Genomic DNA, 23,703 nt, shown 5'->3' with positions numbered 1-23,703 from the left:
CAAGCTTACTTCCATCTGTTTACGGCCTTATGGCCGCCGTAGAGGCGAAATCATGAAGACAACCATCGAATTGCCTCTCCTGCCATTGCGTGATGTCGTGGTTTATCCGCACATGGTTATCCCGCTGTTCGTGGGGCGCGAGAAATCCATCGAAGCCCTCGAGGCTGCGATGACGGGTGACAAGCAGATCCTTCTGCTGGCCCAGAGAAACCCGGCTGACGACGATCCCGGTGAAGATGCCCTGTATCGCGTTGGTACGATTGCCACCGTTCTGCAGCTGCTCAAGCTGCCTGACGGAACGGTCAAGGTTCTGGTCGAAGGCGAGCAGCGGGGCGCTGTCGAGCGCTTCAGCGAAGTGGACGGCCACTGCCGTGCCGAAGTCTCCCTGATCGACGAAGTTGAAGCGCCAGAGCGCGAATCGGAAGTGTTCGTTCGCAGCTTGCTGTCCCAGTTCGAGCAATACGTGCAGTTGGGCAAGAAAGTCCCGGCAGAAGTCCTGTCGTCGCTCAACAGCATCGATGAGCCAGGCCGCCTGGTGGACACCATGGCCGCGCACATGGCGCTGAAGATCGAACAGAAGCAGGAAATCCTCGAAATCATCGATTTGTCGGCCCGGGTCGAGCACGTTCTGGCGTTGCTGGATGCCGAGATCGATCTGTTGCAAGTCGAAAAACGCATTCGCGGCCGCGTCAAGAAACAAATGGAGCGCAGTCAGCGCGAGTACTACCTGAATGAGCAGATGAAGGCCATTCAGAAAGAGCTCGGCGACAGTGACGAAGGCCACAACGAAGTCGAAGAGCTGAAAAAGCGTATCGATGCCGCCGGCCTGCCGAAAGACGCGCTGGCCAAGGCGACGGCCGAGCTGAACAAGCTCAAGCAGATGTCGCCGATGTCCGCGGAAGCGACCGTGGTGCGTTCGTACATCGACTGGCTGGTTCAAGTGCCGTGGAAGGCCCAGAGCAAGGTGCGCCTGGACCTGGCGCGTGCAGAAGACATTCTGGATGCCGACCACTATGGCCTCGAAGAGGTCAAGGAACGCATCCTCGAATACCTCGCCGTGCAAAAGCGCGTGAAGAAAATTCGTGGTCCGGTGCTGTGCCTGGTCGGTCCTCCCGGGGTGGGTAAAACGTCCCTGGCGGAGTCGATTGCTCACGCCACCAACCGCAAATTCGTGCGCATGGCCCTCGGTGGCGTGCGTGACGAGGCGGAAATTCGTGGCCATCGCCGTACTTATATCGGTTCGATGCCAGGAAGATTGATTCAAAAGATGACAAAAGTGGGTGTCCGCAACCCGCTGTTCCTGCTCGATGAAATCGACAAGATGGGCAGTGACATGCGTGGCGATCCGGCATCGGCGTTGCTGGAGGTGCTCGATCCCGAGCAGAACCACAACTTCAACGATCACTATCTGGAAGTCGATTACGACCTGTCCGATGTGATGTTCCTGTGCACTTCGAACTCGATGAACATCCCGCCGGCGTTGCTGGACCGGATGGAAGTGATCCGTCTGCCGGGCTACACCGAAGACGAGAAGATCAACATCGCCGTCAAATACCTTTCGCCTAAGCAGATTACGGCCAACGGCCTGAAGAAAGGCGAGCTGGAGTTTGACGCAGAAGCGATCCGCGACATCATCCGCTACTACACCCGTGAAGCCGGTGTGCGTGGGCTGGAGCGCCAGATTGCCAAGGTTTGCCGCAAGGCCGTCAAGGAACATGCGCTGGAGAAACGCTTCTCGGTGAAGGTCACCGCAGACATGCTGGAGCACTTCCTGGGCGTGCGTAAATTCCGCTACGGCCTGGCCGAGCAGCAGGATCAGATTGGCCAGGTGACCGGGTTGGCGTGGACTCAGGTGGGCGGCGAGCTGCTGACCATCGAAGCGGCCGTCGTACCGGGCAAGGGCCAGTTGATCAAGACCGGTTCCTTGGGTGACGTGATGGTCGAATCGATCACCGCGGCCTTGACCGTTGTCCGCAGCAGGGCGAAGAGCCTGGGGATCCCTCTGGACTTCCATGAGAAGCGCGACACGCACATCCATATGCCGGAAGGGGCGACGCCAAAGGATGGCCCTAGCGCCGGTGTAGGCATGTGCACGGCCCTGGTATCGGCATTGACCGGCATTCCGGTACGTGCGGATGTCGCCATGACCGGCGAGATCACGTTGCGTGGCCAGGTCTTGGCCATTGGCGGCTTGAAAGAAAAACTGTTGGCTGCCCACCGTGGCGGAATCAAGACCGTGATCATTCCTGAAGAGAATGTGCGCGATCTCAAAGAGATTCCGGACAATATCAAGCAGGATCTACAGATTAAACCGGTTAAATGGATTGACGAGGTCCTGCAAATTGCGTTGCAATACGCGCCGGAGCCCTTGCCGGACGTGGCTCCGGAGATAGTCGCGAAGGATGAGAAACGCGACGCAGATTCTAAGGAAAGAATTAGCACGCATTAGTACGTATTTGCCTGGGGGGCTTTCTTGACAGCTTTTTAGAGCCCTTGTTATAAAGCGGCTCTTAAGTGTCTGTAGGCCATTCAGCACTCGTTTTTGCTTTCACCAAAAAAACTTAGAATCATACTCAAATAGATATAAGGGGACTTAGAGTGAACAAGTCGGAACTGATTGATGCTATCGCTGCATCCGCTGATATCCCGAAAGCTGCTGCTGGCCGTGCGCTGGACGCTGTAATCGAATCCGTCACTGGCGCTCTCAAGGCTGGCGACTCTGTTGTTCTGGTTGGTTTCGGTACCTTCTCCGTAACTGATCGTCCGGCTCGCATTGGTCGTAACCCACAGACCGGTAAGACGCTGGAAATCGCAGCAGCCAAAAAACCAGGTTTCAAAGCCGGTAAAGCACTGAAAGAAGCTGTCAACTAAGTTCGATTCAGGTTTTTACCCATCCGGGTCGGGGTCATGCCTGACTTGGCAGCGGAGCGGCAGTCCTGACTGCAGGTCGCCGGTTCAAGACACCGAGGGTCGCCAGTTCGAGCCCCTCGATCCGCTCCGCCAGTTACGAGAAGGCGCATCCTCGGATGCGCCTTTCTTCTATCCGGATTCTACCCACGCTCCACGGTTGCCTAATTTTTGAAGTTCGACCGTTTCTGGGGGACGCATGCTGCAGAATATCAGGGACAATTCACAAGGCTGGATTGCCAAGACTATTATCGGGGTCATCGTTGCACTGATGGCTCTGACCGGTTTCGACGCCATTTTTCAGGCCACGACGAACACGAATGAAGCGGCGAAGGTCAATGGCGAAGAAATCAGCCAGAACGAACTGAGCCAGGCGGTCGATATGCAACGCCGTCAGCTCATGCAACAGCTGGGCAAGGATTTCGATGCTTCCTTGCTCGATGAAAAAATGCTGCGCGAGTCGGCTCTCAAGGGCCTGATCGATCGCAAACTGCTGCTGCAAGGCGCAGAAGACTCGAAATTCGCCTTTTCCGAAGCGGCTCTGGATCAGGTCATCCTGCAAACGCCTGAGTTTCAGGTGGATGGCAAGTTCAGCTCCGAGCGTTTCGATCAGGTGATTCGCCAACTCGGCTATACCCGCATGCAATTCCGCCAGATGCTGGCTCAGGAAATGCTGATTGGTCAGCTGCGTGCCGGTCTCGCCGGTAGCGGTTTCGTGACCGATGCACAGGTACTGGCGTTTGCCCGTCTGGAAAAACAGACCCGCGATTTCGCCTCGCTGAACATCAAGGCCGACCCGGCAGCGGTGAAGCTGACCGACGATGAGGTCAAGGCCTACTACGACGAGCACGCCAAGGAATTCATGACGCCGGATCAGGTGGTCATCGATTACCTCGAGCTGAAGAAGGCTTCCTTCTTCGATCAGGTCAGCGTCAATGACGAAGACCTGCAGGCGGCCTATCAGAAAGAAATCGCGAACCTGTCCGAGCAACGCCAGGCGGCGCACATTCTGATTGAAGTGAATGACAAGACCACCGAGGCGCAAGCCAAGGCGAAGATCGAAGAGATCCAGGCTCGTCTGGCCAAGGGCGAGAAATTCGAGGCGCTGGCCAAGGAATTCTCCCAGGATCCGGGTTCGGCGAACAACGGCGGTGACCTGGGTTATGCCGGTCCTGGCGTCTACGACCCGGCGTTCGAGAAAGCCCTGTATTCGTTGGCCAAGGACCAGGTTTCGGTGCCGGTTCGCACCGATTTCGGGTTCCACCTGATCAAGCTGTTGGGCGTGGAAGCGCCTGAAGTTCCGACATTCGCCAGCCTGAAAGACAAGCTGACCCGCGAATTGAAGGCCCAGCAGGTCGAACAGCGTTTTGTCGAGGCGACCAAGCAACTGGAAGACGCTTCATTCGAAGCGTCGGACCTGGCGCAACCGGCACAGGACCTGAAACTGAACGTCCACACGTCCAAGCCGTTCGGCCGTGAAGGCGGTGAGGGTATTGCAGCCAACCGTGCCGTGATCACTGCCGCGTTCAGCCCGGAGGTCCTGGATGAGGGTGCGAACAGCACTGCCATCGAGCTCGATCCGGAAACCGTGGTCGTGTTGCGTGCCAAGGAGCACCTGAAGCCTTCGCAATTGCCGCTGGAAAGCGTCTCTGCTGCGATCCGTGTGCAATTGGCCAAGGAACACGCCAGCGCCGATGCCAAGACCAAGGCTGACGCCTTGATTGCGAGCCTGCGCGATGGCAAGACCCCGCTGGATCAGGCGGTCGACGGCCAGGCCTGGAAAGTCACGGAAGCGGCGACTCGTGCTCAGGAAGGGGTCGACCCTGCGGTGCTGCAAGCGCTGTTCCGCATGGCGAAGCCTGCGTCCAAGGACAAGCCGACCTTCACCAGCGTGACGCTGTCGGATGGCAGCCTGATGATCGTGCGCCTCAATGGCGTGAACGAAGCAGCGGCGCCGACCGAAGAAGAGAAAGCACAGTATCGTCGCTACCTCGCTTCCCGCATCGGCCAGCAAGACTTCGCGGCTTACCGCAAGCAGCTGGAAAGCCAGGCGGAAATCAAGCGTTACTGATGCCTGATCAGGTTTAGCGCTGCACAAAAGACCCCGGCCGGAAGGCTGGGGTCTTTTTGTTTGGCCGTACGTCACTTGCCGCGGTGACTTTTGCGCAAAACCGGGGTCAATCAGCCTGTAACCGTTTTAAGACACGATCGATGCTCCGCTAAGCATCGATCTGTTGCACAATATGCCCCGAACCGTTTTCCTCAGGATGTTCAATGTTTAAATCACTTCCCATGCGGGTTGTCGGGCTGGCAGCCGTGCTTGCCACTGCGGCCGGTTGTTCATCGAACAAGACCGCCATCTATGAGCATGAGAATTTCGACGACTCCGGTACCTTTTCCCGAAACTATCCGGTCACCGATACCCAGAGCTGTGAAGCCGCTCGTCGTGCCTTGCTCAGCCAGGGTTACATCATCACCAGCAACGATTCGAAGCTGGTCAGCGGTCACAAGAGCTTCCAGCAGACCGGCGAGAACCACATGGAGATCAGCTTCAGCGTGGTCTGTACCGATGACGGCAGCGAAGGGCACCACGCGACCGTATTCGCCAACGCCCTGCAGGATCGTTATGCGCTGAAGAAGACCAACAACTCCGCCAGTCTCGGTGTGGGTGTGTTGGGCTCGGTGTCGATGCCGATCGGCTCCTCCGATGACTCGATGGTCAAGGTCGCCAGCGAAACCGTATCGTCTGCCAAGTTCTACGAGCGTTTCTTCGCACTGGTCGAACTGTTCCTGCCGCCGGAAGCGAAAAAGGCTGCGCACATCCCCGAAAAGCCGAAAACGGACCTGGGCATGCCTGAAGCCCAGGCAGCGCCGGCACCACTGGCACCTGCCCCGGCAGCGGCTCCCGCTGTAGAGCCTGCTGCACCAGCGCCTGCACCTGCACCTGCATCCATTGAAACGGCTCCAGCGGCCTCCGAGCCGGTTGCCCCGCCTCCTGAAGCGGCGCCGATCACGCCGACAGAGCGTGTAGAGCCTGCATCGTTCCAGGAAATCGTCACGCCACCGTCGAACCCGAGTGACTTGCCTGCGCCGAGCGAACCCATCCCGGCGATGCCTGCCTCAGGCCAGTGATGGAGACGTCACGGGATCGGGTCGGATGACCTGATCCCGTGGCCAGCCAAAAGATTGACCCTCGTCAACCAAGACCACTGTTCTGTGGCCTCCCGCGAAAAAATCCGATGATAAATTCCTGACCAGCTGCTACGTTTTATTCAGTAGCGACAGAGTGTCGTTTCCGCGTCATTTTTCTTTCACGCGGGCACTTTATGCTCAGGGAATTGGTCATTTATTCAGACGTTTTTCAGCATGGGTTGGGGGATTCAAAAATGGACGATTATCAAGAAGAGCTGCTCGAGTACCAGGCTTTCGAACTGGACCCACTGGAGCCGGCGGAAGACGCTACCGAGTTGTAGGCATCAGGCGGATTGGCGATGACTGCGGCGAAATTCGCCGGGGGTCTGTCCGTTCCAGCGTTTGTATGCGCGTTGAAACGCTTCGGCTGAGGCAAAACCCAGCAGGTAGGCGATCTCTCCGAACGCCAGTTCGGTGTCGCGTATGTAGGTCATGGCCAGGTCGCGACGGGTGTCGTTGAGAATTGCACGAAACTGCGTGCCTTCTTCGGCGAGCTTGCGGCGCAGGGTCCAGGTGGGCAGCTTCAGGCGTGCCGCCACCTCTTGCAGGTCGGGTTCCCGGCCACCATTGAGCAAGGGGCCCAGCAGCGCGATGATGCGTTCGCGCAGGCTGCGGGTGCGTGTCAGTTGTTCCAGTTCTCGCTCACACAGTTGCAGCAAATGCCGCCAGGTACTCGGGCAATGCTCGGGGTTGCGCTGGGCGAGACTTTCCAGGCTCAAGCGCAGTTGATTGCGCTCGCCGCCAAACTGAATCGGACAGTCACCCAATACGTCATAGGCCGAGCGGTAGCCGGGCTCCTCGAATTCGATCTCGATGCGTTCGGCGCGCAGCGGGGCAGGGCTGACACTGGACAATTGCTGCAACCAGCCGGCGATGATCGAATCCACCACAAAGCGGTTGTAGGCGTTATAGGGGCTGATCGAATAGAAGCGCAGCCAGGCGCCCTGGGCGTCTTCGTGAAAGCTTGATTGACCCCGATAATTGGAGCCATACAAGGCTTCGAATCGAATCAGGCAGCGTGCGGCTTCTCGTACCGTCGGCGCCTGGGCCGCAGTGACGCCAGCAAGGCCAGCCTGACTCAGGCGACTGAGCTGGCCCATGCGCAAGCCAAGGGCCGGGTTGCCGGTCAGTTGAATGGCGCTGTGGCCCAGGCGCATGTAGCGCGGTATCGACAGTCGGGCACCGGCTTCGCTCAGGCGCCCGGGGTCGAGGCCGTATTGATCGAGCAGTGGCTGAGGATCGACGCCATGACTGCGCACGGCATCGGCCAGGCTATGAACAAAGCCCACCGACAGATCGCCCAGGCGCATCGGCTGCGGCTTCATGGCTACAACCAGAGGTTCAGCAAACGCGCACCATGGGCATTGCCGTCGGCAAAATGCTGGCCGTTGCTGCTGAGGAAACTGTGTCCGGCGCTGCCCTGATCCCAGAACTGACCCCGCAGGAACACACTCATGCCAGCGACGGCTTGACTGGCAGGTGTCCGGGTCGTGAGATTCAGGCGCTGCCAGGCCTGGCCTTCACTGACTTCTCCAGGCTTCAAGATGACCGATGTCGGCGCTGACGAGCCCCTGTAGCCACGCCACGGTTGATCCCAGGTGCCACGGCCGGCAACAAAGGCCGGTACCGCGACCAGTTGCACGCTTTGGTCGTTGAGCTTGAGGTAGTTTTCCGGGTACCAGCTGTCGTGACCGATCAATACGCCCAGCCTTCCCGCGGGGGTATCAACGACATTGAGCGAGTGCTCGCCGTTCGCCTTGATCCCGTTCTGTTCTGCGAAGAACGGGTGTATCTGGCGCTGGGGCTGGCCGATCGGCAGGCCCTCGCTGTTGAACACCACGCTGCTGTTGTACAGCGCGCCGCGGCCGATTCTCAAGGTGCCGTCGATGATGCTCGGTTCGGGCAGTACGATGGAACCCGCCACCAGCGTCACGTGGAATTCCCTGGCCAGCCCTCCGAACAATGCCTGGTAGTCTCTGGCCATCGCCTTGGCTTTCATGCGCAGGTGGGCATCGTCCAGACGGTTGCCGCCTTCGGCGCTGATCAACGCCTTGGCGAACTTCAGGGGGTTGCTCACCGCCAGCCAGTTCATGGCCTCCTTGAGGGTGCTGGCCTGATACAACTCATCCTTCTCGCCGCTGACCATCAGCCAGGTACCGACGTGTTCCGGCAACACGACGACGGTCTTGCCGTTCAACAGACCCTGGTCCCGGGCTGCTTGCAGATAGGCCGCGAGCTTGCGGTGCAAACGCTCGGGGCTTTGATAATCGGTGGGAAACAGTTCGGGCTGAATGCCCAACAGATTGCCGCGGTCCGCAGGCGTGCCCTGGTCGACAGCCAGGTTGATCCGCAGATCCGAAAGGTAATGTCCCACCGGCCGGTCTGCGGCCCACATCGCGTAGGTCGTGAGGGTGGCGAGCAACGCCATGGAAAATGTCAGGTACAAAAGTTTGCGCATGGGGAAACAGTTTACAGCCTGGAACCGGTTCGAGCATAAAGGGAATCAAGGCCTTAGTGGGCAAATTTCAAGCGTTGGCTGTTTTTTTCGCTGGCGGCTGCCTTTCTGCGCCGCGCCGCGGCCATGAATGGCTGGATGGGGATCATGGGAGGAGGGGCGCCGGTCAGCCATCATTCGGCTTGACCGGCCGGCAGGTGAGCGTCAGTTGGTGACCAGCAGTTCCGGGCCGAGGTAGTTGTTGATCTGGTCGATATCGTCGTCGCCCAAGCTGCCCACCGAAGAGGCCAGGCGCAGGCGCGACATCAAATAACGCAACTTGGCATCGAACAGATCGTGGCGTGCGACGAAGAGCAGTTCTTCGGCATTGAGAACGTCCGAGTTGGTGCTGGTGCCGCCCTCCTTGAAACCCTTGCGTGACGATGCCAGTGAGCGTTCGTTGGACGCTACGGCCTTCTCCAGCGCGCGAATGCGTTTGGCGCCGCTCAGGATGCCTTGATACTCACGGGTGGTTCCAGTGATGACTTCCTGTCGTGCGGCGTCCAGTTCATCCGAGGCCTTGTCGCTATTGGCACTGGCCTGGCGTGTCAGCGCGCTGACGCCGCCACCGCTGAACAGCGGGAAATTGACTTCCAGTCCGACCGAACTGTAGCGGTTGCGTTGATTCAGCTCGGAGAGTGATTGGCTCTCACCCGCGGTGTAGCCGGCAACGAAATCCAGGGTTGGCCAGTGGCCGGCCCTGGCGCGCTTCACTTCCTCTTCGGCGAGTTCGCGGCTATAGCGGCGCGCATGGAGCAGCGGGCTATCGGTCTGGGCTTTGACCAGCCAATCCTGCAGGTTGCTCGGCTGCAGCGGTGGTGTATCGAAGCTCGGACGCAAGGTGGTCAGCGATTCGGGGGTTTCACCGATGTATTCCTCGAGCTTGCGGCGCGCGTTGACCAGGTTGTCTTGCGCTTCGATCAGTTCCGCTTCGGCGAGGTCGCGACGGGCGGCCGACTCGTCGATGTCGGTGACGGTGCCGGCCCCCAGTTCCATGCGCCGTTTCGCCGAGGCGAGTTGTTCGTCGAAGGCGTTCAGCTTGGACTTGGCCAGGGTGATGGTTTCGCTGGCCAGGAGCACATCGAAATAGCTTTCGGCCAGGCGCACCGCGGCGTCCTGGCTCTTGGCATCGAATACCGCGTTGCTATAGTCGGCACGCTGCTGACCCTGGCGGTATTCGGCCATTTTCTGTTTGTTGAACAGTGGTTGGCGCAGGCGCAGGTTTGCGCCCTTGGAGTCGTAGTCGAGATCCCTTTCGATACCGCTCTGGCGTTGTGTGCCATTGACCTTGTTGTCGTAGGCCGAGGCATTGATCTGCGGTAGCAGGCCGGCCTTGCCGATAGCGCGGTTTTCCCCGCCGGCCTTTTTTTCATGCACGGCGGCCTGATAGATAGGGCCCTGGAACTGCAACAGATCCCAGGCTTGCTTGAGGTCCATGGCGTCGACCGGCAAGGCCAACCCCAGCAGGCAGAAGAGCAGGCAATGACGGTCCATTTCATTGTTCCTTGAATGAGCTGTCCACACGTTCGAGCATTGGTTTAAGAAGATAGCTCAACATATTGCGTTCGCCGGTCTTGATGGTGACGCTGGCGGGCATGCCAGGGCGAATGTGATTGGTGCCAAGCAGGCTCATGCCATCGGGGGTGACTTCCACTTGGGCCAGATAGAACGGCTGCTTGCTTTCCTCGTCCATCAGACGGTCGGCGGAGATGGTCATCACGCGGCCGGGGATGTTTGGCGTCTGGGCATGGTTGAAAGCCGGGAAGGAAATGTCCACGGGCAGGCCGGGGAACATCTTGTCGATGGCCTGCACGGGAATCATCGCGTCGACCTGCAACGGTTCGTTGACCGGAACGATTTCCATGATCTTGAAGCCGGGCTGAATGATCCCGCCGACGGTGGCGATGCTCAGGGCCTGGACCATGCCGTCGATCGGCGAACGAATCACCGTGTGGGTAACTTCGTAGTCGAGGGCGCGCAAGCGGTCGGCCAGGGTGGTGTTTTCCTTGGCGGTTTCCGTCAGCTGCGACTCGACTTCCTTCAGGTAATCGTGCTGGCGCTGCAGGATGCGCAGCTTGATTTCGGTGGTCTGGCTACGCACGCGGGCGATGTTGTTGAGGTTCTCGGCCTGGCCGGCGGAGAGGTCGGCATTGCTGCGTTCCAACTCAAGCAGGCGGTTGCGTGGCACATAGCCTTCGGCCGCCAGTACACGGGTGCCTTGCAGTTCCTGGTTGAGGAAGCTGATCTGCGAGGCGCGGGCGCCATAGACCTGCTGCAGGCCCTTGAGTTGTACTGCCGACGCCGCCAGGTTTTCCTGCAGGATGCTGATTTCGCCAGCGAGACCGGCGCGCCGGGTATCGAGCAGGCGCTGTTGCAGGTCCATGGCGGCTTCCAGGCGATGGTCACCCTTGAAGCGCTTGAGCAGTTCGGGATCGAAGTTCACCACGTCGCGGCCGTCACGTTCCGCTTCCAGACGGTTTTCCACCGTCTTGCTGACGATGTACTGGGCGCTGACCGCACCCTGTTCGGCAGCGGCACGCAATGAGTCGAGGCGGACCACCTCCTGGCCTTTTGTCACCAGATCGCCTTCGCGAACGAGAATGGCCTCCACGGTACCGCCGCTCAGATGCTGCACGGCTTTGCGATTGCTGGTGACCTTGACCGTGCCTGTCGCTACCACGCCGGCATCCAGTGGCGCCAGCCAGGACCACAGGAGGAAGCCGCCGAAGCCGGCAAGCACCAGCCACACGCCCCACCGCGCGGGTTTGCCGACGTCCAGGTCTACCACGCTCCTGGGATCGGCTGTAATCATCTCGGTATGTTGGCTCATTTGCATGATCGGTCACTCCCGTGCTTTGACGGAGGCCAGCGGAGTTGATGCGCCTGCAGGGATCACACTGGCCTTGCGCAGCGCTGCGAATACTTCATCGCGCGTACCTAGCATCTGCACGCCGCCGTCGCGCAGCATCAGCACCTTATCGACGGCACAGAGTACGTTGGGACGGTGAGAAATCAGAATGACGGTGGCGCCACGGCCCTTGAGTTCGGCCAGGGCATCGACCAAGGCCTTTTCGCCGACGTCGTCGAGGTTGGCGTTCGGTTCGTCCAGCACGATCAGATTGGGCTCGCCATATAGCGCGCGGGCCAAGGCGATTCGCTGCTTCTGGCCACCGGATAGCGGGCTGCCATCGGTGCCCAGGCGGGTGTCATAACCCTGCGGAAAACGCAGGATCATCTCGTGCACACCAGTGATCTTGGCGGCGCGGATGACCGCTTCGCTGTCCACTTCGCCAAAGCGCGCAATGTTGTCGGCGATATTGCCCTCGAACAGTTCCACGTCCTGTGGCAGGTAGCCGAGCCAGGGGCCAAGCTCGCCCTTGTTCCAGGTGAATATGTCCGCACCGTCCAGGCGCACCTTGCCGGCCTGCGTCGGCCAGACGCCAACCAGCAGGCGGGCGAGGGTGGATTTGCCCGAGGCGGATGGGCCGATAACGCCGAGGCTTTCACCGGGGACAAGGCTGAAACTCACTCCGCGCAGAATCGTGTTGGGAGTACCCGGAGCACCTGCATACACATTCTCCACCGCCAGCATGCCCATTGGTCGTTGCAGCGACATGCTCGGTGGCCGGCGCGGAAAGTCTTGCAGCATCTCGTTGAGCCGGCCCCAGGCCGAGCGGCAGCCGAGCAGTTGCTTCCACGACGCGATGACCTGTTCCACCGGACCCAGTGCGCGACCGGTGAGGATCGAGCAGGCAATCATCATCCCCGGGGTGATCTTGCCTTCGATCGCCAGCAGCGCGCCGGCGCCGAGTATCAGTGACTGCAACGTGATCCGCACGAAGCGCCCGGTGCTGCTGATCAAGGCGGCGCGGTCTGAGGCCAGGGTCTGCATTTCCAGAATGCGCAAATGGCTTTGGAACCAGCGCTTGCTGATCGACGGCAGCATGCCCATGGCCTCGATGACCTCGGCGTTGCGCAGGTTGTTGTTGGCGTACTGGCTGGAGGAGAGGGCGGCCTGATTGGCTTCGGCCAGCGGCTTCTGCGTCGCCTTTTCAGTGAACCAGGCCAGGGCCACCAGAATCAGCGAGCCGATCAGCGTGATCAGTCCGAGTATCGGGTGAATCAAATAGGCGACCAGCAGGTAGATCGGCGTCCACGGTGCATCGAAGAAAGCGAACAGGGAGTTGCCGGTGACGAACTGACGAACCTGGGCAAGGTCTTGCAGGGCCTGGGCCGGATTACCTCCGGCGCGGTTCAGGTTGCGCTCGAATGCAGCGGTGAAAATGCGTCGGTTGAGGTCCATGTCGAGGCAGTTACCGACCCGGATCAGTACGCGGGTGCGGACCATTTCCAGCGTGGACATCAGCAAGAACAGACCTACTACCAGGACAGTCAGCATCGTCAGCGTCGTGACGTTGCGACTGACCAGGGCTCGATCGTAAACCTGCAGCATATAAATAGCTGGCGTCAACATCATGACGTTTATGACGCCGCTGAACCCTGCCAGCAAATAAAAGCTGCGGCGCAGACGAAAGAGCGCGTCGGCCAGTTCTGAACGGATGCTCGACTGCTTGGGCATTTTGATCCTCCCACTGCGAAAAGCCGATTGCCCTTGGAGCGCAACAGCTAACAGTAAATGTAGTCCTGTAAACAGCTTATGGACACGCAGGCTGGTCGCTCTATGGATGGCGAGTCTTCCGAAATCGCTGCGTTGCTCCCTTATGCAGCAGCGTAGGTGGCGCTGAATCACTCCGAAATAACATTTCGCTCTATACCAGCACACAACGTTCTATATGTCCTTAAAAAACAGATAGTTGTGATGCCTGCCACCAGTCGTCTGTTTTAACGACGTAATATTGACAAAGTTTTGCTATGGAACTTTAGTCTTAGTTATCGGGGGGCCCGCCCGCCTGAAGCCTGTCATCGTTTTGGCAACGCAGGGCGCAGTGATTTCCCGGGAGGAGCAGAACCATGTCGATCATTTCGTTGTTTTGCAGAGGGAAGGGGCTGTCCAGGACGTTCGCCTTCACTTCCAGATTCCATGGCCCGCCCAGGGCTCGAATCCGCTCTGCCTGATCGCCCGGCGAGCAATTCATATCGCGAATTCCAGGCGCGAATCCCGGGTCCCGGGTAACGCCAGCTCTCGCAAAAAAACATAACCAACAAACTGCGCAAGCCATCACTTGACTTGGCGCGGGAGGATTTTCTCGTCCCGCGCCTTTAACCAGACAGATCGAGGGCAATCCAAAATGGCCAATTTCAACAAGTCGGACCTGGAATTCATCCTCAAGCAAATCTTTATCGCCGAGGCGAATGCCGCCGGCACCAGCCTCATTGATTTGCTTCCCAATACCCAGGTGCCGTTCGGCCTGCGTACCGTCGATGGCAGCTTCAACAACCTGGTCACCGGCCAGAGTGATTTTGGCGCCGCGGACGCTGACTTCCCACGCCTGCTCGATCCTTCCTTTCTATCGGCGCAGTACGCCGGAACAGGGACGGTGATCGACCCGCAACCACGGATTATCAGTAACCTGGTCGTCGACCAGACCGCCAACAACCCGGCGGCCTATGCCTCAGCGTTCGACCCGGGCCTGGACGGTGTACTCAACTTCGGCACGGTGGGTAATGACGACGTACTCAAGGATGGCGTACAGATAGTCACCAGCCCCGGACTGGATGGCGTGTTCGGAACGGCCGATGACAAGGACGTGTTCTTCATGCCCAACGTGTCGCCGGACGTCGGCCTGACCGCCAGCTTCAACTCGTGGATGACCTTCTTCGGCCAGTTCTTCGATCACGGTCTCGACCTGGTCACCAAGAGCACTACCGACGTCGTGTTCATTCCGCTGCAGGCGGACGATCCGTTGTTCGTCCCGGGCAGCCTGACCAACTTCATGGTGCTGTCGCGCGCAGTGCATACCGCCGGCGCGGACGGAGTAGTCGGCACGGCCGATGATGGCCAGACCAACACCACCTCGCCGTTCGTCGACCAAAGCCAGACCTACGCCTCGCACCCTTCGCATCAGGTGTTCCTGCGCGAGTACGTCATCAACGCGGCGGGCGATCCTGTTGCAACGGGGCGCTTGATTACCAACCGCGACCTCGGCCCGGATGGCCGGTTCGGCACGGCCGATGATGGCGACGGCGAAAATGGCGGCATGGCGACCTGGGCAGTGGTCAAGGCCCAGGCCCGTGACATTCTGGGCATCAACCTGACTGACGCCGATGTGCACAACGTGCCATTGCTGGCAACCGATGCGTACGGCAATTTCATCCGCGGGCCGAACGGCATGCCGCAGGTGGTGATTCGCATCAGTAACGGTGCTGACGGCATCGCCGGGACCGCTGATGACGTTACTCAACTGGTCGAAGGCAACCTGGCAGCTCCCATCAGTCTGGCCAATGCCGTGAGCACCGGGCATGGTTTCCTCGACGACATCGCCCATAATGCCGCGCCGGTCATCGTCGGCGGGGTTCTGCAGGCGGATGCCGACATCGCTGTCGGCAATGCGCAGCCCGTTGGCCCTGGCGGCAACAACCTGACCTATGACAACGAACTGCTCGACGCCCACTATATTGCCGGCGACGGCCGGGTCAACGAGAACATTGGCCTGACCACCGTGCACCATGTGTTCCACTCCGAGCACAACCGTCTGGTTCAGCAATCGAAGGACACCATCCTTGCCGCAGGCGACCTGGCCTTCCTCAATGAGTGGCTGGCGGACGACGTGGCTGCAATACCGACTACACCTGCCGAGATTGCGGCGTTGGTGTGGGACGGCGAACGCCTGTTCCAGGCCGCCAAGTTCGGCACCGAAATGCAGTACCAACACCTGGTGTTCGAAGAGTTCGGGCGGACCATTCAGCCGCAGATCGACGAATTCCTTGCACCCAGCGGGTATGACACCTCGATCAACCCGGCAATCCTCGCCGAGTTCGCCCACGTGGTGTATCGCTTCGGTCACTCGATGTTGACCGAGACCGTCGATCGCTTCGACCCCGCGTTCAATCCGCTGCTCACTGACCCCACCAACCCGGACTCGCAACTGGGTCTGATCGCGGCCTTCCTCAACCCGCTGGCGTTCGCCAGCAGCGGGGTGACTGCGGACCAGGCGGCAGGGGCGATCATTCGCGGTGTGACCCGCCAGGTCGGCAACGAGATCGATGAGTTCGTCACCGAAGCGTTGCGCAACAACCTGCTCGGTCTGCCGCTCGATTTGCCGAGCCTGAACCTGGCACGTGGTCGCGACACGGGCATCCCCACCTTGAATGAGGCGCGTCGCGAGTTTTACGCATCCACCGGCGACAGCCAACTCAAGCCGTACATCAGTTGGGCTGACCTGGCAGACAGCCTCAAGCACCCCGAGTCGCTGGTCAACTTCATCGCGGCCTATGGCACGCATAGCACGATCACGGCGGCGACCACGCTGGCAGACAAACGCGCTGCAGCCTTTGCGCTGGTATTCAACGGTGCGGGTTCGCCGGCTGACCGCCTGGACTTCCTCAACAGCACCGGTGCCTACGCCAACGTAACCCAGGCCGGCGCGGATGGGGTACTGGGTACTGCCGATGACCTGACCGGTGTGACGGTCACGGGCGTCGACGACATCGACTTCTGGGTCGGTGGCCTCGCCGAACAGAAAATGCCGTTCGGCGGCATGCTCGGCTCGACGTTCAACTTTGTGTTTGAAACCCAGATGGAGGCGTTGCAGAACGGCGACCGCTTCTACTACCTGGCGCGTACCGCGGGCCTGAACTTCGGCTCCGAGTTGGAAAACAACTCCTTTGCCAAGCTGATCATGCTCAACACCGATGTCACCCACCTGTCGAACACCGTGTTCCTGACGCCAACGTTCACCCTTGAGGTGGATCAGACCGCCCAGTTCACCGGCCTTGGCGTGGATGGCCGCGCCGATCCGACCGGCGGTATCATGATCAATGGCGTGGAAGTCGTGTCGCTGGTGATTCGCGACAACCCCGACACCGTGGGTCCGGACACCAATTATCTGCAGTACACCGGTGAAGACCATATCGTCATGGGCGGCACTGCCGGCAATGACATCATCATTTCCGGTGAGGGCGATGACACCCTTTACGGCGACGGCGGCAACGACCGCCTTGAAGGCGGTGCCGGGAACGATGCGGTACTGGGCGGCGCGGGTGATGACATCATCAGCGATTCGTTCGGCGACAACCGTCTGGAAGGCAATGACGGTAACGATGTGATCATCGCTGGCAGCATGCTTGCCGGAGGCAACCTGATCCTGGGTGGCGACGGCCAGGACTTCATCATCACCACTGAAGACATCTCCATTTCCTTCGGCGGCCAGGGTGACGACTTCATTCTCGGTGCCAAGACCAACCTGCCGGCTACCGGTGGCGAAGGTGATGACTGGATCGAGAAGGGCACCCAGGACGGTGCACCTGGCGATAACGCCTCGCCGTTGCTCAATGACGATGTGATCGGCAACGACATCTTTACTGGTGGTGGCGGTTTCGACGAAATGATCGGCGAGGGTGGCGATGACATCTTCGTTGGCAGCGATGCCCAGGACAAGATGGACGGCATGTCCGGCTTCGACTGGGTGACCTACAAGAACGACAGGGTCGGCGTGACCGCTGACCTGAGCATGGCCGCGCTGGCTCAGCCCCATGGCAATACACCAAGCCAGAATGCCGGCATATTCAATCCGGTCGGTGCCTCGCCAGCCTCGATTCTCGACCGTTTTGCCGAGGTCGAAGGCTTGTCCGGTTCGAGTTTTGGCGATGTACTCAGAGGTGATGATGTCGATGCGGACACTATCATCAACCACGGCGGTACCACGGGCAGTGCGCTGACCAATGTCGCATTGATCCGCGGACTGGACCAGTTCCTGGCCGATGCCGGACTGCCGACCACCGGCTTTGCCACTGGCAACATCATCCTCGGCGGTGATGGCAGCGACCTGATCGAGGGCCGCGGTGGCGATGACTTGATCGACGGCGACAAATGGATCAACGTCAGGATTGCCGTTTATGATCCGGCTGACGTCAACCATACCGGCCCTGAGATCGCCAGCTTCGACAGCATGGTCGATATGATCCCGTTGATGCTGGATGGCACCATCAACCCTGGTCAGCTCAAGGCCGTGCGGGAAATCATGCCCGGCACCTCGACGGGCGGGGCGGCCTTCGATACCGCCATTTTCTCCGGGCTTGAAGCCGAGTATGCGGTGACTGTCGACGACCGTGGCACGGACGATGTGTCGGACGATGTCTGGACAGTGGCCGATAGCGTAGCGGGTCGCGACGGCACCGATACCTTGCTGAATATCGAACGCCTGCAGTTCGCCGATAACCAGCAAGTGCTGGTGGCGGGGGAGAATGCCCAACCGGATGGCAGTCCGACTGTCTCGGATGGCAACGGCGGCGCGATCACCGTGGGCGATTTACTGACTGTCAGCGTGGCCGGGGTGAGCGATGACGACAACGTCGCGGCGGGTAATCCCCAGGGGTTGATCACCAACTCCTCTGTGTCCTACATCTGGCAGTTCGAGGCCGATCCAGGCAGTGGCATATTTGAGGACATCATTCTGTTGCCGGCTGGCGACCTGGCGTTCCAAAGCGCCAATGGTACCGCATTCAAGGTCTCTCCTGATCTCGCCGGGTTGTCGTTGCGGGTCAAGGCTATCTATCAGGACGGTCACGGCACCACGGAGATCCTGTTCTCCACGCCGACGGCTGCCGTTGTTGCCGGTGCACCGGTTACGCCAACGGCGCAGGTACCTGTAGTCGATGCCACTGCGGGTGGCGCGGGCCTGCACATGGTCCGCTCCGACCTCAACTTCATTCTTGACCAGATCAAGATTGCCGAGGCTGATGCGGCCGGTCAGGACATCCTCTCGCTGCTCCCGAACATCCGCGCGCCGCTGGGCCTGCGTACGGTCGACGGGTCAAGCAACAACCTGATGAACCTCAACGGCATTGACAACACCGAGTTTGGCGCCGCCGATAACCTCTTCCCGCGCGTGGGCGATCCGGTCTTCAATCCGGCGGAAGGGGGAACGTCGTATGCGCAGAACAACGGCATTGTGATCGACTCGCAGCCGCGCACCATCAGTAACCTGATCGTCGATCAGACAGCGAACAACCCGGCGGCCTATGCCACGGCATTCGACCCGGGCCTGGACGGTGTGCTCAACTTCGGCGCGGTGGGTAACGACGATGTGCTCAAGGAAGGTGTACAGATTGTTGCCAGCCCCGGGCTGGATGGACAGTTCGGTACTGGCGACGACCGCGATGTGTACCTGTTCGAGAACACCACGTCGGATGCGGGATTGTCCGCGCCGTTCAACGCCTGGATGACCTTCTTCGGGCAGTTCTTCGATCATGGTCTGGACCTGGTGACCAAAGGTGGTTCGGGCACCGTCTTCATTCCGCTTCAGCCGGATGATCCACTCTTTGTCCCAGGTAGCCTGACGAACTTCATGGTTCTGACCCGCGCGACCAACCAGCCAGGGGCGGATGGCGTTCTTGGCACGGCCGACGACATCCATGAGCACACCAACACCACCTCGCCGTTCGTGGACCAGAACCAGACCTATAGCTCGCACCCGTCGCATCAGGTGTTCCTGCGCGGTTATGAACTTACCGCCAGCGGCCCCGTAGCGACAGGCCGGTTGATCACTAACCGTGACCTGGGGGCGGATGGCACGTTTGGCACCGCTGACGACGTTGAAATCGGTGGTATGGCAACCTGGAAGGTGGTCAAGGCCCAGGCACGCGACGTGCTGGGTATCAATCTGACCGACGCCGATATCGACAGCGGCCCGCTGCTGGCGACTGACGCCTATGGCAACTTCATCAAGGGGCCGAACGGCTTCCCGCAGGTTGTCATTCGGGTCAACAACGGGGCGGATGGCATTGCCGGCACCGCCGATGATGTCACTACGCTTGTCGAAGGCAATCCGGCCAGCCCGGTAAGCCTCGTGAACGCAGTGCGCACCAGCCATGCCTTCCTCAACGACATCGCCCACAACGCCGTGCCGGTCGTTACCGGCGGGGTTCTGCAGGCGGATGCCGACACCCTTGTCGGCAATGCGCAGCCCGTTGGCCCTGGCGGCAACAACCTGACCTATGACAACGAACTGCTCGACGCTCACTACATCGCCGGCGACGGCCGGGTCAACGAAAACATCGGCCTGACTGCGGTGCATGCGATCTTCCACTCCGAGCACAACCGGCTGGTTGCGCAGACTAAGGACACCGTACTCGATTCGGGTGACGTGGCCTTCCTCAACGAGTGGCTGTTGACTCCGGTGGCCGCGTTGCCAACTACCCAGGCTGAGTTCGATGCGCTGCAGTGGAATGGCGAGCGCTTGTTCCAGGCTGCCAAGTTCGGCACCGAGATGCAGTATCAGCACCTGGTGTTCGAGGAGTTTGCACGGACCATCCAGCCCAACATCGACCTGTTCTTCGCACCGACCCAGGTCTATGACGTCGACCTCGATCCTTCGATCGTCGCCGAGTTCGCCCACACCGTGTACCGGTTTGGCCACTCGATGCTGACCGAGACTGTCGATCGCTTCGATATCGACTTCAACGTGATAGGCGATCCGAGCAGCGCCAACCCCGATCAGCAACTGGGCTTGATCGCGGCGTTCCTCAACCCGTTGGCGTACGCCGCCAGTGGCGTGTCGCCAGAGGATGCGACCAGTGCGATCATCCGTGGGGTGACCCGGCAAGCCGGTAACGAAATCGACGAGTTCGTCACCGAGGCGCTGCGCAATAACCTGCTCGGCCTGCCGCTCGACCTGCCGGCGATCAACATCGCCCGTGGCCGCGACGTGGGGATTCCTTCACTCAACGCGTTCCGCCGCGACATCTACAGCCAAACCGGTGACACCCAACTCAAGCCTTACAACAGCTGGGTCGACCTGGTGCAGCACCTCAAACATCCGGAGTCGTTGATCAACTTCATCGCGGCCTATGGCACGCATGACACCATCACGGCGGCGACCACGCTGGAAGGCAAACGCGCTGCAGCTATGGCGCTGGTATTCGGTGGTGTGGGGGCGCCGGCTGACCGCCTGGACTTCCTCAACAGCACCGGTGCCTTTGCCAACGTAACGCTGGCCGGTAGCGATGGGGTACTGGGTACTGCCGACGACCTGAGGAACGTGACGATCACTGGTGTCGATGCCATCGATATGTGGATTGGCGGCCTTGCCGAACAGAAAACTCCGTTCGGCGGCATGCTCGGCTCGACCTTCAACTTCGTGTTCGAGAACCAGATGGAAAAACTGCAGGACGGCGACCGCTTCTACTACCTGGAGCGTACCGCTGGCCTGACGATGAATGCGGAACTTGAAAGCAACTCGTTCGCCAAGCTGATCATGGCCAACACCTCGGCCACGCACTTGCCGGGCGTGGTGTTCACGGATCCGGGGTTCTATCTGGAAGTGGACCAGGGCAGGCAGTTCAACGAAGGTCTGCTCGCCGTCGATCCGCTCGGCCCGAATGGCGCGCAGGTGGTGTTCCGCGACAACCCGCTGACCGTGGGGGCGGACACCAACTACATCAAGTACACAGGTGACGAGCACATCGTGCTGGGTGGCACCGAAAACGCAGACATCCTCATCGCCAGCGAGGGCGATGACACGGTCTGGGGTGATGGCGGCAACGATCGCATCGAAGGCGGTGACGGCAACGACCAGTTGCGCGGTGGCGCCGGCGACGACATCATCACCGACACCGGCGGCGACGATAACGTCCAGGGTGGCGACGGCAACGACGTACTGCACGGTGGCAACGGCGTCAACCTGCTCATTGGTGGGTTCGGCAACGACTTCATCATTACCGGTGAGGACGCCTCCGAGGCCATTGGTGGCCAGGGCAACGACTTTATCCTGGGCAGCAAAGCCAACGAACAGGACATGGGTAACGAAGGCGACGACTGGATCGAGAAGGGCACTTCGGACGGTGCACCTGGCGACAACTTCGACCCGCTCGGCAACGACCCGGTAATCGGTCACGATGTCTACATCGGCGGTAGCGAGAACGATAAGTTCAACGGCGAAGGCGGTGACGACATCATGGTCGGCAGTCTCGGCTTCGGTGACCGCTATATCGGCGGCTCGGGCTATGACTGGGCGACCTTCAAGGGGCTGGCCCAAGGTGTGAGCGTTGATTACACCGACCGCTTCTTCGATGTGCCACCGATGCCGGGTTCAGGAGCTTCGGCGCTGGTGCGCTTCGACATCATGGAAGGTCTGTCGGGTTCGTCCCATGGTGACTTCCTGCGCGGTGATAACGAAGATGCGACATCGCTACCCACCGCGGGTGCAACTGGCAGTGTGCTGACCAACATCAGCCTGATCAACGGTCTGGCGGGTCTGCTGCCAGCTGGAGCGACATTCTTCGACGGCGGCAACATCATCCTCGGTGGTAGCGGCAGCGACCTCATTGAAGGTCGCGGTGGTGACGACATCATCGACGGTGACAAGTGGCTGAACGTGCGCATCAGCGTACGGGCAAACGCTGATGGCACTGGCGCGGAAATCGCCACGTTCGACAGCATGGAACCGATGGTCCAGGCGATGTTGAACGGTACTTACAACCCGGGCCAACTGGTCATCGTGCGGGAGATTCTGACCGGCACTGACAACTTCGACACCGCGCTGTACTCAGGTAATGCGTCGGAGTACACGGTCGCTGTCGACGGCAACACTGTCATTGTGACCGACCTGGTTGCAGGGCGTGATGGCGTCGATCGCCTGACGGGCATCGAGCGCCTGCAGTTCGCTGACCAGGCGCAGGCCTCCGGTGTTGGCACCGTCTCGAACAGCGCTCCTGTGGGGCGTCTGGCGATCCTCGATGCTACCACCGGTGCGCGTGTCGATTCGCCTGTCGCCGGCCAGCTGCTGCGTGTCAGCAGTCAGTCGATACGCGACGCGAACAGCGTCAGTGCGGCCAATCCGACCGGCGCGGTTACCGGTCCCGTGTCTTACTACTGGCAGGCCGAAACCATTGCCGGTTCGGGCATCTTTGAAGACATCACCGTTCTCGCCGCCGGCGAGGCATCGCGGGTAACCGGCGCCACCTACCTGGTGGCGGATGATGTCGCCGGTCTGAACCTGCGCGTTCGGGCGGTGTATCAGGATGGCAGCAGTACGCTGGAGATCGTCGACTCGTCGGCGAACAACGCACCGACCGCAGGGCCGGGCATCCTCGGGTTTGCGTTTCTGAACCAGGTGTTGACCGCCGACCCGTCGACCATCGTCGACGTCGATGGCCTCAGCAATCCGCAGTTCACCTTCCAGTGGCAGGAGACCAATGGGGTCACCTTCGTCGACATCGTCGGAGCCACCGGCAGCACGCTCACGCTTGGCCAGAATCAGGTCGGCGATCAAGTGCGTGTGGTGGTCAGTTACGTGGATGACTTCGGTGTGGCCGAAAGCATTGCGTCCGACGCCACGGCCCCGGTGACCGTCGGTGTAGTGTTTGTCGGTACCCCCGGTGTCGACATTTTTATCGGCACGCAAGGCGACGACGTGGCCAGCGGAGGTGATGGCAACGACATCCTGAACGGGCTGGGCGGCAACGACATCCTCAATGGTGACGCGGGCAATGACGTTCTCATCGGCGGTGGTGGTGCCGACACGATGGCCGGCGGTGTTGGTGACGATATCTTCGAAGTCACCGACCTTGGGGATGTGGTGACTGAGCTCGCCGGTGCTGGAAGCGACTCGGTCTGGACCTCGCTCGCGAGCTATACCCTGGGTGCCGACGTCGAAAATCTGTTTTTCGGCGGCAGCGGCAACTTTGCGGGCACAGGCAACGCGCTCGGCAACACGCTCGTGGGCGGTGCGGGTAACGACGTCCTCATTGGTGGCGCAGGTGCCGACACGATGACCGGCGGTGTCGGTATCGATATCTACGAAGTCACCGACCTTGGGGACGTGGTGAGCGAGCTCGCTGGTGCCGGCAGCGACTCGGTCTGGACCTCGCTCGCGAGCTACACCCTGGGTGCCAACGTCGAGAATCTGTATTTCGGCGGTAGTGGCAACTTTGCGGGCAGCGGCAACGAGCTCAATAACACGATCGCGGGCGGTGCGGGTAACGACGTCCTC

At 60.2% G+C, this 23,703-nt stretch carries 10 protein-coding genes; 5 read left to right on the top strand and 5 right to left on the bottom strand.

Features of this window, described 5'->3' with window-relative positions; genetic code table 11:
- Positions 1 to 52: 52 nt before the first annotated feature.
- From lon to AC1Q6Y_RS25565, 4 genes are all read left to right on the top strand, one after another.
- Complete coding sequence (lon, locus tag AC1Q6Y_RS25580; protein ID WP_056722330.1) at positions 53 to 2,449, top strand: endopeptidase La; 2,397 nt, start codon at positions 53 to 55, stop codon at positions 2,447 to 2,449.
- A 149-nt stretch (positions 2,450 to 2,598) separates the two neighbouring features.
- Positions 2,599 to 2,871 carry an HU family DNA-binding protein gene (locus AC1Q6Y_RS25575; protein ID WP_002552737.1) on the top strand — a complete coding sequence of 91 codons (273 nt, stop codon included), beginning with the start codon at positions 2,599 to 2,601 and terminating at the stop codon, positions 2,869 to 2,871.
- Positions 2,872 to 3,106: 235 nt separating this feature from the next.
- Positions 3,107 to 4,978 carry a SurA N-terminal domain-containing protein gene (locus AC1Q6Y_RS25570; RefSeq protein WP_492625422.1) on the top strand — a complete coding sequence of 624 codons (1,872 nt, stop codon included), beginning with the start codon at positions 3,107 to 3,109 and terminating at the stop codon, positions 4,976 to 4,978.
- Positions 4,979 to 5,181: 203 nt separating this feature from the next.
- Positions 5,182 to 6,039, top strand: coding sequence for a DUF2242 domain-containing protein (locus AC1Q6Y_RS25565; protein ID WP_492625421.1), 858 nt, complete (start codon positions 5,182 to 5,184; stop codon positions 6,037 to 6,039).
- 344 nt (positions 6,040 to 6,383) lie between these two features.
- On the opposite strand, the gene AC1Q6Y_RS25560 is transcribed toward AC1Q6Y_RS25565, so the two are convergent.
- The 5 genes from AC1Q6Y_RS25560 to AC1Q6Y_RS25540 all read right to left on the bottom strand — a co-directional run bounded on the left by AC1Q6Y_RS25560 (position 6,384) and on the right by AC1Q6Y_RS25540 (position 13,172).
- A complete protein-coding gene (locus AC1Q6Y_RS25560; protein WP_489338898.1) occupies positions 6,384 to 7,424 on the bottom strand; it encodes an AraC family transcriptional regulator in 1,041 nt (346 codons plus the stop codon).
- Positions 7,425 to 7,426: 2 nt separating this feature from the next.
- Positions 7,427 to 8,557 (bottom strand): carbon-nitrogen hydrolase family protein, encoded by a 1,131-nt coding sequence (locus AC1Q6Y_RS25555; protein ID WP_223532303.1) that lies wholly within the window; start codon positions 8,555 to 8,557, stop codon positions 7,427 to 7,429.
- A gap of 201 nt (positions 8,558 to 8,758) precedes the next feature.
- Positions 8,759 to 10,087, bottom strand: a complete 1,329-nt coding sequence (locus AC1Q6Y_RS25550; RefSeq protein ID WP_407515679.1) for a TolC family outer membrane protein — start codon at positions 10,085 to 10,087, stop codon at positions 8,759 to 8,761.
- A gap of 1 nt (position 10,088) precedes the next feature.
- Positions 10,089 to 11,429, bottom strand: a complete 1,341-nt coding sequence (locus AC1Q6Y_RS25545; RefSeq protein ID WP_407515678.1) for an HlyD family type I secretion periplasmic adaptor subunit — start codon at positions 11,427 to 11,429, stop codon at positions 10,089 to 10,091.
- A 6-nt stretch (positions 11,430 to 11,435) separates the two neighbouring features.
- On the bottom strand, positions 11,436 to 13,172 hold the full coding sequence (locus AC1Q6Y_RS25540) for a type I secretion system permease/ATPase (RefSeq protein WP_492625420.1): 1,737 nt from the start codon (positions 13,170 to 13,172) through the stop codon (positions 11,436 to 11,438).
- Positions 13,173 to 13,842: 670 nt separating this feature from the next.
- Between AC1Q6Y_RS25540 and AC1Q6Y_RS25535 the strand changes: the two genes are divergently transcribed.
- Positions 13,843 to 23,703: peroxidase family protein (locus AC1Q6Y_RS25535; RefSeq protein WP_492625419.1), on the top strand; the 9,861-nt coding region annotated here is incomplete at its 3' end.

The organism is Pseudomonas sp. GW823-FHT06E10 (assembly GCF_058794995.1).
This window is presented reverse-complemented; position numbering and strand designations above follow the sequence as displayed.